This window comes from Streptomyces sp. XY431, assembly GCF_001279805.1.
Lineage (GTDB): Bacteria > Actinomycetota > Actinomycetes > Streptomycetales > Streptomycetaceae > Kitasatospora > Kitasatospora purpeofusca.
On record NZ_LGDO01000171.1, the window covers coordinates 1 to 12,362 of the forward strand.

The following is a 12,362-nucleotide window of genomic DNA, read 5'->3' on the forward strand; positions in this document are numbered from 1 at the left end:
AGGAGAGCTCGAACTCGTTCTGGAGCTGCTCCAGCAGGTTGATCACCTGGGCCTGGACCGAGACGTCGAGGGCCGAGACCGGTTCGTCGCAGATGATGACCTCGGGCTTGAGGGCCAGGCCGCGGGCGATGCCGATGCGCTGGCGCTGACCGCCGGAGAACTGGTGCGGATAGCGGTTGATGTACTCCGGGTTCAGACCCACCACGTCCAGCAGGTCCTGGACCGCCCGGCGGCGGTCGCCCTTGGGCGCCACCTCCGGATGGATCTCGAAGGGTTCCCCGATGATGTCGCCGACCGTCATCCGCGGGTTCAGCGAGGTGTACGGGTCCTGGAACACCATCTGGATGTTCCGGCGCACCGCCTTCAGCCCGGCCCCGGAGAGCCGGGTGATGTCCTCGCCCTTGAACAGCACCTGGCCCGAAGTCGCCTTCTCCAGGTTCATCAGCACCTTGGCCAGCGTGGACTTGCCGCAGCCCGACTCGCCGACGATGCCCAGCGTCTCGCCCTTGGTCAGCGCGAAGGAGACGCCGTCCACCGCCCGCACCGCGCCGACCTGCTTCTTGAGCACGACCCCCTGGGTCAGCGGGTAGTGCTTGACCAGGTCCCTGACCTCCAGGATCGGCTCAGCCATGGAGGGTCTCCTTCCAGAAGTGGCAGGCGCTGCGGCGGCCCGGCAGGTCGGCCCCCTCGGCGTCCAGCACCGGGACCAGGCGCGGGAGTTCGGTGTGGCAGACGTCCTGGGCCCGGTCGCAGCGCGGGTTGAACGCGCACCCCGACGGGATCCGCAGCAGGCTCGGCGGCAGGCCCTGGATCGCGTAGAGGCTCTGGCCCTTCTGGTCCAGCCGGGGGATCGAGTTGAGCAGTCCCTTGGTGTACGGGTGCGCCGGGCGGGCGTACAGCTCGTGCACCGGGGCGGTCTCGACGATCCGGCCGGCGTACATCACCGCGATCTTGTCGGCGACGTCCGCGACCACGCCCAGGTCGTGGGTGATCAGGATCAGGCCCATGTTGAACTCGGCCTGCAACTCGGCCAGCAGGTCCATCACCTGGGCCTGGACGGTGACGTCCAGGGCGGTGGTGGGCTCGTCCGCGATGATCAGGTCCGGCTCCAGCGCCAGCGCCATCGCGATCCATGATGCGCTGGCGCATACCGCCGGAGAACTGGTGCGGATAGTCGCCGACGCGCTCACGGGCGGCGGGGATGCGCACCCGCTCCATCAGCTCGACGGCCTTCTCCTTGGCCTCCTTGCGACTGGCACCCTGGTGCACCCGGAACATCTCGCCGAGCTGGTAGCCGACGCTGAGCACCGGGTTGAGCGAGGACAGCGCGTCCTGGAAGATCATCGCGATCTTCCGGCCCCGCACCGCCCGCCGCGCCTTGGGGCTCATGGTGAGCAGGTCCTCGCCCCGGAACCGGATCGAGCCGTTGGTGATCCGCCCCGGCGGCATGTCGAGGATGCCCATGATGGCCTGCGCGGTCACCGACTTGCCCGAGCCGGACTCGCCGAGCACCGCCAGCGTCTCCCCCGCCGCGACCGAGTAGCTCACCCCGTTGACGGCCTTGGCGACGCCGTCCCGGGTGTGGAACTCGATGTGCAGGTCGTCGACCTCCAGCAGGGGCGTTCCGGGCACCAGGCTCTCCCGGCTCCCGCCGAGCACCTGCACCGCGTCCGGGCCCGGCCCGGCGCCGTCCTTCGCCGGTTTCGTCATGTCAGTCATGGTCCGCGGCCCTCCTCAGCGCAGCTTCGGGTCGAGGGCGTCGCGCACCGCGTCGCCGAGCATGATGAACGCGAGCACGGTGACGCTCAGCACCGCGGCCGGGAAGAGCAGGACGTGCGGGGCGTTCAGGAACCGAGCCTGGGCGTCGCTGATCATCAGGCCCCAGGAGATCGCCGGGGACTGGATGCCGATGCCCAGGTAGGACAGCGCGGCCTCGGCACCGATGTACACGCCCAGGTTGATCGTCGAGACCACGATCACCGGGGCGACGGCGTTCGGCAGGATGTGCCGGCCGACGATCCGGCCGGTGCCCGCCCCGAGCGCCCGGGCGGCCACCACGTAGTCGTTGTGCTTGTTGGCCAGTACCGCCGAGCGCATCAGCCGGTAGATCTGCGGCCAGCCGAGCACGGCCATCACCGCGGAGACGGTCCAGGCGTTGCCCTCGCCCCAGGTGGACATGATCAGCATGCCGCCGAGCAGCAGCGGGATCGCGAAGAAGATCTCGGTGACCCGGGAGAGCACGCTGTCCCCGATGCCGCCGATCCAGCCGGCCCACAGGCCGAGGCTGCCGCCGACCAGGACCACCAGCGTGGTGGTCACCATGCCGACGATGATGGAGTTGCGGGCGCCCCAGATGGTGCGGGTGTAGATGTCGCAGCCCTGGACGTCGAAGCCGAACCAGTGCGAACCACTGGGCCGCTTCAGCGAGTCGGCCAGGTTGCAGAAGCCGCCGGCGCGCGGGTCGCCGTCGGTGAACAGCTGCGGGGCGACCGCGAGGACGACCATGAACAGCACCAGGAACCCGCCGATCAGGAACAGCGGGCTGCGCCGCAGGTCCGTCCAGGCGTCGGTCCAGAGGCTGGCGACCCGTTCGCTCCCGGCGTCCGGCGCACCGGAGCCCTTGGCGCTCGCGGAGCCCTTGGCGCTCGCGGAGCCCTTGGCGCTCGCGGAGCCCTTGGCGGTCGCGGAGCCCTTGGCGGTCGCGGAGGCCGCCTCGGCGGCCGGCCCGCCCGCGGCCGAGCCGGAGCCGGACTGCCCCGGGATCCCCGTGCCCGTGTTCTCGCTCTTCGTCGGCTCACTCATAGCGGATCCTCGGGTCCAGGACGGCGTACAGGAGGTCGACCACCAGGTTGGCGAACAGGTAGACCATCACCAGGGCGCTCACGATGCCCACGACGATGGTGCGTTCCCGCAGGTAGACGGACTGGAAGAGCTGGTGTCCGACGCCGGGGATGTTGAAGATGCCCTCGGTGATGACCGCGCCGCCCATCAGGCCGCCGAGGTCCATGCCCAGGAAGGTGACGATCGGGATCAGCGCGTTGCGCAGACCGTGCCGGACCACCACCCGCAGCGGGCTGAGCCCCTTGGCCACCGCCGTCCGGACGTAGTCGGCCCGCATCACCTCGATCAGGCTGGTCCGGGTCAGCCGGGCGACGTACGCCAGCGAGGTCGAGGCCAGGACGTAGCCCGGCAGCAGGTACGAACGGAAACCGGCCTCCTCGTTGAAGGAGACCGGGAAGAAGTCGATGCCGTAATCGGTGTTGAGCTTCACCCCGATGAGCAGCTGGAGCACGAAGCCGATCACGAAGACCGGGATCGAGATGACCATGAGGGTCGAGATCAGCACCACGTTGTCGATGAACTTGCCGCGCCGCAGGGCGGCGACCACACCGGCGGTGACGCCCACCGCCATCTCGATGGCCAGGGCGACGAACGCCAGGTTGATGGTGTACGGGAAGGCCCGCTGCATCACGTCGACGACCTGGTTGCCCCGGTAGTCCTCGCCGAAGTCGCCCTTGAACAGGCCGATCAGGTAGTCCCAGTACTGGACGAAGAACGGGTCGTCGAGGTGGTACCGGTCCCGTAGGACGGCCACCACGGCGGGGTCCTGCCTCTTCTCACCGGCCAGTGCCGCGATGGGGTCACCAGGAAGCAGGAAGACCAGTGCGTAGATCAGGAACGTCGCGCCGAGGATCACAGGTATGGCCTGGATGATCCGGCGGACCACATAGCGGCCCATGCGGTCTCCTCATGATCGGGGCACGCCGGTGCCGGGCGGCACGGGGATTGCCCGTGCCGCCCGCGCCGGCGTGCCGTTCGGACTGGACGGAGGTCAGGCCAGCTCGACGTTGGCCAGGTCGATGCGGTTCTGGGCGTCCACGACCACGTTCTTGACGGTCTTGGTGTAGGCCGCCGAGGTCATGTAGGTGTAGACCGGGATGTACGGCAGTTCCTTGATCAGGATGTCGTCGGCCTGCTGGTACAGCTTCTGGCCGTCCTCCACCGACTTGGCCTGGTCGGCCTGGTCCAGCAGCGACTCGAACTGCTCGTTGACGTAGCCGCCGTAGTTCGAGCCGTTCTCGATCGCGACCTTGGAGAAGATCGGCCGCAGGTAGTTCTCCATGGACGGGTAGTCCATCTGCCAGGCCATCCGGAAGGCGCCGGAGTACTCCTTGGCGCCCAGCGCGTCCAGGATCTTGCCGAACTTCTCGAACGGCTTGAAGGTGACCTCGACGCCCAGGTTCTTCTTCAGCTGGTTGCCGACCGCCTCCATCCACTCCTTGTGGCCGCCGTCGGCGTTGTAGCCCAGCTCGATGGTGTTGTTCGGGACGCCGCCGACGGAGTCCCACAGCGCCTTGGCCTTGGCCGGGTCGTACTTCGCCGCGTCGCCCATGGCGCCCTTGCGGTAGCCCGGGATGATCGGGCTGATGAAGTCGTCGGCCGGGACGCGGGTACCGGAGAAGATGGTCTTGGTGATCGCCTCGCGGTCGATCGCCATCGAGATCGCCTTGCGGACCTCCGGCTTGCCGTACGCGGTCGGGTTGGTCGCGATCGGGAAGCCGATGAAGCCGACGCCCGACTCCGGCTTGTAGATGTAACGGTCACCGAATTCCTGGGCGACGGTCGCCATCGCCGAGATCGGGAGCTTGTTGGTGATCTGGATGTTGTTGGCCCGGAGGTCGTTGTAGGCTGTTTCCAGCTTGTCGTAAATCTTGAACGTGACGGAATCCAGCTTGGCCTTTCCGTCCGCCTCCGGGAAGTTCTCGTAGCGCTTGACCTTGATCTGCTGGTTGTGCTCCCACTTCCCGTCCATCTGGAACGGGCCGTTGCCGATCGGGGACTCCTCGAAAGCCTTCTTGTCCTGGAAGAAGGCCTTCGGCAGCGGGTAGAAGGCGGTGTAACCCAGCATGACCTTGAACTGCGAGAACGGGGCGCTCAGCGTGACGGTGAAGGTCTTGTCGTCGATCACCTTCAGGCCCTTGAGCTTGTCGGTGGTCGGCTTCTTGTCTTTGCCCGGGGACAGCTCCTCGGCGCCCTCGATCTTGGAGAAGAAGGGCAGGCCCTCGGCCGCGTTGTCCTGGTTGGCGCCCCAGTTCCACGCGTCGACGAAGGACTGCGCGGTGACCTTCTCCCCGTTGTGGAAGGTGTAGCCGTCCTTCAGCTTGATCGTCCAGACCTTGCTGTCGGGGGTCTCGATCGACTCCGCGACCCGCAGGCCCGGCTCGTTCGTCTTGCGGTCGTACTCGACCAGGCCGGCGAAGACCTGCGCCAGCACCTGGGCACCCTCGGACTCCGCGGTGTTCTGCGGGATCAGACCGTGCTGCGGCTCACCCGACTCGATGCTGATCGAGCCGCCCTTCTTGCCCGACGCGTTCGCCCCGTCCGAGGACTTCTTGCCGCTGCCGGTGGTGCACGCGGAGATCGCGAGCGCGGTGCACGCGGCCAGCGCGGTCCAGCGCATCGTCTTGGTGAGCCTCATTCAACTGCTCCTCGATTTAGGGGCTTGGGAACGAACGGCGCCCCGCCAGTCGGTGTGCCGCGCACGGCGGGGTTCGACATCTCAGGGCCGATCCGCACAGCCGGCGAGGTGACCACTGATACGCGCAGAGCAACTATCGATCACCCGACCCCTTCGGTGGAATCGCCGTCACATCTCTTTTCAATTACATGCCGGGATCAAGCCATGACAATACTCGGCAAATTCCGCCATATCGCGCGCGGAGTCATCGGCTCCGCTTTTCGGATAGCGGACCGATAGCACCGGTATTCGAATATTTACGAAGCGTAATGATCAAATTCGATGATCACCCGTCGGCGTCCGCCGGAATTCCCGCAGGTCGGCGGGTGGACAAAAAGGGAGCGCGCCCTCCAGAAGGAGGACGCGCTCCGCCGACGGGGCAGGGGCCCACTGTCAACCGCTTTCCGACCGTTCGCTCGGGGTCGTCCCCCCGCGCTCGGCCGCGAAATGGCAGGCCGAATCGTGCGCGGCGAGCCCGGACAGCCAGCCCGGCACCGCCAGCAGCGGCACCTCCGTCGCACACCGCTCCTGGGCCAGCCAGCAGCGGGTGCGGAAGCGGCAGCCGGACGGCGGGTTGGCCGGCGAGGGCACGTCCCCCGTCAGCACGATCCGGTCCCGGACCTCGCGCGCCGCCGGGTCCGGCACCGGCACCGCGGACAGCAGCGCCTGGGTGTACGGATGGGTGGCGTGGTCGTAGATCTCCAGATCACTGCCGATCTCGACCATCCTGCCGAGGTACATCACCCCGACGCGGTCGGAGATGTGCCGGACGATGGAGAGGTCGTGGGCGATGAACATGTAGGAGAGGTTGAACTCCCCCTGGAGCTGCTCCAGCAGGTTGATCACCTGGGCCTGGACCGAGACGTCCAGCGCCGAGACCGGCTCGTCGCAGATGATCACCTCCGGCTTGAGCGCCAGGCCGCGGGCGATGCCGATGCGCTGGCGCTGACCGCCGGAGAACTGGTGCGGGTACCGGTTGATGTACTCCGGGTTCAGGCCGACGACGTCCAGCAGGTCCTGGACCGCCTTGCGGCGGTCGCCCTTGGGCGCCACCTCCGGGTGGATCTCGAAGGGTTCCCCGATGATGTCGCCGACCGTCATGCGCGGGTTCAGCGAGGTGTACGGGTCCTGGAACACCATCTGGATGTTCCGGCGGACGGCCTTGAGGCCCGCGCCGGACAGCTTGGAGATCTCCTCGCCCTTGTACTTCACCGAGCCGCCGGTGGCCGGCTCCAGGTTCATCAGCACCTTGGCCAGCGTGGACTTGCCACAGCCGGACTCGCCGACGATACCCAGCGTCTCGCCCTGCATGAGGTCGAAGGAGACCCCGTCGACGGCCTTGACGGCGCCGATCTGCTTCTTGAACAGGATGCCCTTGGTGAGCGGGAAGTGCTTGATCAGGTCGCGGACTTCGAGGATCGGCTCGCCGCTCGCCACCTCCTGGGCGAAGGCGGCCTCCGCCGGCGAGTCGAGTGCGCCGGCCCCGTCAACGGTCATGGAGGGTCTCCTTCCAGAAGAAGCAGGCGCTGCCCCGCCCGGCCAGTTCGGTGCCGTCGTCCTCGGTGACCGGGAACAGCTTCGGCACCTCCTGTCGACAGATGTCCTGGGCCCGCGGGCAGCGCGGGTTGAAGGCGCAGCCCGGCGGGATCCGCAGCAGATTGGGCGGCAGGCCCTTGATCGCGTACAGCTCCTGGCCCTTCTGGTCCAGGCGCGGGATCGAGTCCAGCAGTCCCCGGGTGTACGGGTGCGCCGGGCGGGCGTACAGCTCGTGCACGGGTGCCGTCTCCACGATCCGGCCGGCGTACATCACCGCGATCTTGTCGGCGACGTCCGCGACCACGCCCAGGTCGTGGGTGATCAGGATCAGCCCCATGTGGAACTCGGCCTGCAGCTCCGCGAGCAGGTCCATCACCTGGGCCTGGACGGTGACGTCCAGGGCGGTGGTGGGCTCGTCCGCGATGATCAGGTCCGGCTCCAGCGCCAGCGCCATCGCGATCAGAACTGGTGCGGATAGTCGTTGACCCGGTCCTTGGCGGCCGGGATGCGCACCCGGTCCATCAGCTCGACGGCCTTCTCCTTGGCCCCCTTGCGCGACGTCCCGTGGTGGGCGCGGAACATCTCGCCGAGCTGGAACCCGACGGTGAGCACCGGGTTCAGCGAGGAGAGCGCGTCCTGGAAGATCATCGCGATCTTCTGGCCCCGGATCTTCCGCCGCTCCTCCTTGCCCATCGTCAGCATGTCCTGGCCGCGGAAGCGGATCTCCCCCTTGGGGATGCGGGCCGGCGGCATGTCCAGGATGCCCATGATCGCCTGCGCGGTCACCGACTTGCCCGAACCGGACTCCCCGAGCACCGCCAGCGTCTCCCCCGCGCGGACGCTGTAGTTGACCCCGTTGACCGCTCTCGCCACCCCGTCCCTGGTGACGAACTCGACGTGCAGGTCACGGACGTCGAGCAGCGGTCCCTCGTAGGGCGTCTCCCGCTGCGGCTTGCCCGTGTCGACAGCTGTGGTCACGATGCGTCCCCTCGCTCAGCGAAGCTTCGGGTCGAGGGCGTCGCGGACCGCGTCGCCCAGCATGATGAAGGCCAGCACGGTGATGGAGAGCGCCGCGGCCGGGAAGAAGAGCACGTACGGGGCCGTTCGGATCACCTTCTGGGCGGAGGCGATGTCGATGCCCCAGGAGATGGTCGGATCCTGCAGCCCGATGCCGAGGAAGCTCAGGGTGGCCTCGGTCGCGATGTAGCCGCCCAGCGCGATGGTGGCGACGACGATCACCGGCGCGAGCGCGTTCGGCAGGATGTGCCGGAACATCAGCCGCCCGGTGCCCGCGCCGAGTGCGCGGCCGGCCATCACGTAGTCGGCCTGCTTCACGGTCAGGACGGCGCCGCGCATGACGCGCGCGATCTGCGTCCAGCCGAGGACGGCCAGGGCGACGACCACGCTCCACACCGTGCGGGCGGAGAAGGCGCCCAGCAGGACCAGCGCGCCGAGCAGCAACGGAATGCCGAAGAAGATGTCGATGATGCGGGAGATCACCGCGTCCACCGCGCCGCCGAAGTACCCGGCGACCATGCCGGTCAGCCCGCCGAGCAGGGTGACCCCGAGGGTCACGAAGATGCCGACGGTGATCGAGGCCCGGGCCCCGTAGACCACCCGGGCGTAGATGGAGCGGCCCTGGCCGTCGTAGCCGAACCAGCCGGCACCGAAGAAGTCCGACCAGTCCGGGCGCTTGAGGAAGTTGTGGATCAGGTCGGCCTGGCGTGGGTTGGCGTCCGTGAACGCCCAGGGGAAGATCGACATCACGATCAGCAGCAGGATCAGCAGCGCCGAGATCAGGAAGATCGGCCGCCGGCGGAGGTCCCGCCAGGCGTCGCCCCAGAGGCTGCGGGCCTCCTCGCGTTTGGCCGGGTCGCCCTCCACCAGGGTCTCCTGCTCGACCGCCATGCCCTGCTCGCCGGCGTAGTCGAGGTGGTCGACGCCGGGGGCCGGGTGCGGCTTGAACTCGCCCTCGTCATGCAGGTCAGGCATAGCGGATCCTCGGGTCCAGGACCGCGTAGAGCAGGTCGACGATCAGGGAGGCGACCAGGTACACGATCACCAGGACGGTCACGATGCCGACCACGGTGGGGCCCTCCTTCTGGTTGATCGCCCGGTACAGGACGTTGCCGATGCCCTGCACGTTGAAGATCCCCTCGGTCACGATCGCGCCGCCCATGAGCGCGCCGAGGTCGGTGCCGAGGAAGGTGACCACCGGGATCAGCGAGTTGCGCAGCAGGTGCCGGGAGATGATGGTCCGCCGGGGCAGGCCCTTGGCGACCGCGGTGCGCATGTAGTCGGCCCGCAGGTTCTCCCCGATCGACGTCCGGGTGAGCCGGGCGACGTACGCGAGGGAGAGCGAACCCAGCACGATCGCGGGCAGGATCAGCTGGGAGAGGTCCTTGGAGTTCTGCACCGTCGGGGTGACCCAGCCCAGGTTGGTCGCGAAGATCGTCTGGGCGATGTAGGCGAGCACGAACACCGGGATCGAGATCACCACCAGGGTCAGGACCAGCACCAGGGTGTCCTGGATGCTGCCCCGGCTGAGGCCGGAGACCAGGCCGAGCGCGAGCCCGACGACCAGCTCGAAGGCGAAGGCCATCAGGGCCAGCCGGATGGTGACCGGGAAGGCGTCCGCCATGATGTCGGTGACCGAACGGCCGGTGAAGCTCGTCCCGAAGTCGCCCTGGAACAGGTTGCCCATGTAGTGCAGGTACTGCTTCCACACCGGCTGGTCGAGGTAGTACCGGTGCTTCAGGTTGGCCACCACCGCCGGGTCGGCGGCCTTGTCCCCGAAGAGCGCCGCGACCGGGTCGCCCGGCAGCGTGTAGACCATCAGGAAGATCAGGAATGTGGAGCCGAAGAACACCGGGATCATCTGCAGCACCCGCCGCAGCACGTAACTTCCCATCCGAGCCTCCTTCCTAGGTGACTGGTCGGCCCGTGACCGGGTGCGGAGGGCCGTTGGACCGAGTGCCCGGGCCCCGCCCCCCGTGCGGGGAGGGCGGGGCCGGCGCGGGGAGGGGGCTCAGCCCTTGACCTCGACCTGGGTCCAGGCCGGGTTGCCGAAGGAGTCGAACGCCACGTTCTGGACGTTGCTGGAGTAGCCCGAGTTGGTGCGGTAGTACCAGAGCGGGATGGCCGGCATGTCGGTCGCCAGCACCGCCTCGGCCTGCTGGTAGCCGGTCACCGAGGCCTGGACGCTGTCCGCCTGGTCCGCCTGGGTGGACAGCTGGTCGAACTGCGGGCTGCTGTAGCCGAAGTCGTTGGACGCGGCGCCGGTGCGGTAGACGTCGGCGAGGAAGTTGGCGTTCAACGGGTAGTCCTGCACCCAGCCGGTCCGGAACATGCCGTTGATCTGGTGGCCGGTGATCGCCGCACGGGCGGTCTTGAAGTCGGGCTTCGGGTCACCCGTGCAGTTGACGCCGGTGCTCTGCCGGATCGAGTTGCAGACCGCGTCGACCCACTCCTTGTGGCCGCCGTCCGCGTTGTAGGTGATGGTCAGGGTGTTCCCCGGGACGCCGCCGCCCTGGGCGATCAGCTGCTTGGCCTTGTCCGCGTTGAACGTGCAGAAGTCACCGCACTGGCCCGCCTTGTACCCCTCGACGCCCTCGGCGACCCAGGCGCTGGCGGGCGCGCGCGACCCCTGGAGCACCGTCTTGGTGATGGTGTCGCGGTCGATCGCCATCGAGATGCCCTGGCGGACCTGGGCCTTCTCCGGCGCGGCCCAGTCCGCCTGGTAGAGCGTGAAGCCGATGTTCTGGATGGCGCCCTGCGGCGAGTCGATCGCCCGGTCGCCCAGGTCGGTCTTGTAGGTGGCCAGCGCGGACGGCGGCACCTGGTCCATCACGTCCAGGTTGTTGGACTGGAGGTCGGCGTAGGCGGCCTCGGCCGTGCTGTACATCTTGAAGACGACGCCGCCGTTCTTCGGCTTGTCCACGCCCTGGTAGTTCGGGTAGGCCTTGGTGACCACCTGCTGGTTGTGGTCCCAGCTGACGAACTGGTACGGGCCGTTGCCCACCGGCTTCTGACCGGCGCCGGTCGGGTCGTTGAAGAAGGAGTCCGGCAGCGGGGAGAAGGCGATGTAGCCGAGCTTGTACTCGAAGTACGAGACCTTGTTCCGCAGCTTGATGGTGAAGTGCGTGTCGTCCGTGACGGTCAGCCCGGACATCTTGCTCGCGGTCGGCTGGCCGCTGGCCGGGTGGACGTCCTGGTAGCCCTCGATGTCGGAGAACCAGGAGCTGTTGATCTGGTTGTTGCTGGTGGTCGCGCCCCAGTTCCAGGCGTCGACGAAGTTGCTCGCCTTGACCGGCGTGCCGTCGTGGAACGTCCAGCCGCTCTTCATCGTGACGTTGAAGGTCTGCGAGTCGCTGGTGTCGATGCTGTCCGCGACCTGCATCCGGATCTTCGCGTTCGAGGGGTCGTAGTCGACCAGCCCCTTGAAGAGGTTCTGGATGATGCGCCCGCCGCCGGTCTCGTTGGCGTTGGCCGGCTGCAGCGGGTTCTGCGGCTCACTGCTCTGGTAACTGAAGGTCTTGCTGCTGTTCGACGAACCGCTGCTGCCGCCGTCGCTGCTGCTGCACCCGCTGGCCACCAGGGCCACGGACGTCGCTGCGGCGAGGACCCATCGAGCACGGGTGGCCACGGGCATGGAGGTCCCTCCTCAAGGTGTGTGACGCATCACACCCCATGAGAAGCGCGGCACCGTGGCGGCGCGAGTCGGGTACCCCCGGACGGGTGCACGGCCGCCGCGCCCGGTTGACGCCCCGTCCGTCCGAGCCGGGAAACGCCGGAGGGGCCCGTGCCGCGAACGGCTACGGGCCCCTCCGGGCGGGGTCGGACGCGGGCTCAGGCCGCGGCCGGCTCCCGGACCTCGGCGAAGTGGCACGCCGACTCGTGCTTGGCCGCACCGCTCAGCACCTCGGGCACCGCCAGCAGCGGGACCTCGGTCGAGCAGCGCTCCTCGGCCTTCCAGCAGCGGGTGCGGAAGCGGCAGCCCGACGGCGGGTTGGCCGGCGAGGGGATGTCACCGGTCAGGATGATCCGGTCACGGGACTCACGGGCCGTCGGGTCCGGCACCGGCACCGCGGAGAGCAGCGCCTGGGTGTACGGGTGGGTGGCGTTCTCGTAGATCTCCTCGTCCGTGCCGATCTCGACCATCTTGCCGAGGTACATCACGCCGACGCGGTCGGAGATGTGCCGGACGATGGAGAGGTCGTGGGCGATGAACATGTAGGAGAGCTCGAACTCGTTCTGGAGCTGCTCCAGCAGGTTGATCACCTGGGCCTGGACCGAGACGTCGAGGGCC

Annotated in this window: 9 protein-coding genes and 2 pseudogenes; all 11 read right to left on the minus strand. The window is 68.1% G+C overall.

Going from position 1 to position 12,362, the window contains the following annotated elements; translation table 11 throughout:
- Positions 1 to 631 (minus strand): ATP-binding cassette domain-containing protein (locus tag ADK60_RS18855; RefSeq protein ID WP_159400488.1); only part of this gene is annotated, 631 nt, incomplete at its 3' end.
- Positions 624 to 1,710: pseudogene (locus ADK60_RS18860) on the minus strand (ABC transporter ATP-binding protein). The pseudogene ADK60_RS18860 and the gene ADK60_RS18855, both read right to left, overlap by 8 nt.
- Before the next feature lie 24 nt (positions 1,711 to 1,734).
- Positions 1,735 to 2,802: an ABC transporter permease gene (locus ADK60_RS18865; protein WP_079008494.1), complete on the minus strand. Its 1,068-nt coding sequence runs from the start codon at positions 2,800 to 2,802 to the stop codon at positions 1,735 to 1,737.
- Positions 2,795 to 3,739: an ABC transporter permease gene (locus ADK60_RS18870; RefSeq protein WP_045944978.1), complete on the minus strand. Its 945-nt coding sequence runs from the start codon at positions 3,737 to 3,739 to the stop codon at positions 2,795 to 2,797. The genes ADK60_RS18865 and ADK60_RS18870 overlap by 8 nt, the downstream gene beginning before the upstream one ends.
- A gap of 93 nt (positions 3,740 to 3,832) precedes the next feature.
- Positions 3,833 to 5,479 carry a peptide ABC transporter substrate-binding protein gene (locus tag ADK60_RS18875; protein WP_053647452.1) on the minus strand — a complete coding sequence of 549 codons (1,647 nt, stop codon included), beginning with the start codon at positions 5,477 to 5,479 and terminating at the stop codon, positions 3,833 to 3,835.
- A 432-nt stretch (positions 5,480 to 5,911) separates the two neighbouring features.
- Positions 5,912 to 7,015, minus strand: coding sequence for an ABC transporter ATP-binding protein (locus tag ADK60_RS18880; protein ID WP_053647454.1), 1,104 nt, complete (start codon positions 7,013 to 7,015; stop codon positions 5,912 to 5,914).
- Positions 7,005 to 8,032, minus strand: a pseudogene (locus ADK60_RS18885) (ABC transporter ATP-binding protein). Before ADK60_RS18885 ends, ADK60_RS18880 begins: the two are co-directional and overlap by 11 nt.
- A 15-nt stretch (positions 8,033 to 8,047) precedes the next feature.
- Positions 8,048 to 8,962, minus strand: a complete 915-nt coding sequence (locus tag ADK60_RS18890; protein WP_045944819.1) for an ABC transporter permease — start codon at positions 8,960 to 8,962, stop codon at positions 8,048 to 8,050.
- 76 nt (positions 8,963 to 9,038) lie between these two features.
- The gene (locus ADK60_RS18895) at positions 9,039 to 9,965 is read right to left on the minus strand and encodes an ABC transporter permease (protein ID WP_045944816.1); all 927 of its coding nucleotides are present in this window, start codon (positions 9,963 to 9,965) and stop codon (positions 9,039 to 9,041) included.
- Positions 9,966 to 10,082: 117 nt separating this feature from the next.
- Positions 10,083 to 11,705, minus strand: a complete 1,623-nt coding sequence (locus tag ADK60_RS18900; RefSeq protein WP_045944817.1) for a peptide ABC transporter substrate-binding protein — start codon at positions 11,703 to 11,705, stop codon at positions 10,083 to 10,085.
- Positions 11,706 to 11,902: 197 nt separating this feature from the next.
- On the minus strand, positions 11,903 to 12,362 hold a 460-nt coding region (locus ADK60_RS18905), incomplete at its 5' end, for an oligopeptide/dipeptide ABC transporter ATP-binding protein (protein ID WP_199839694.1).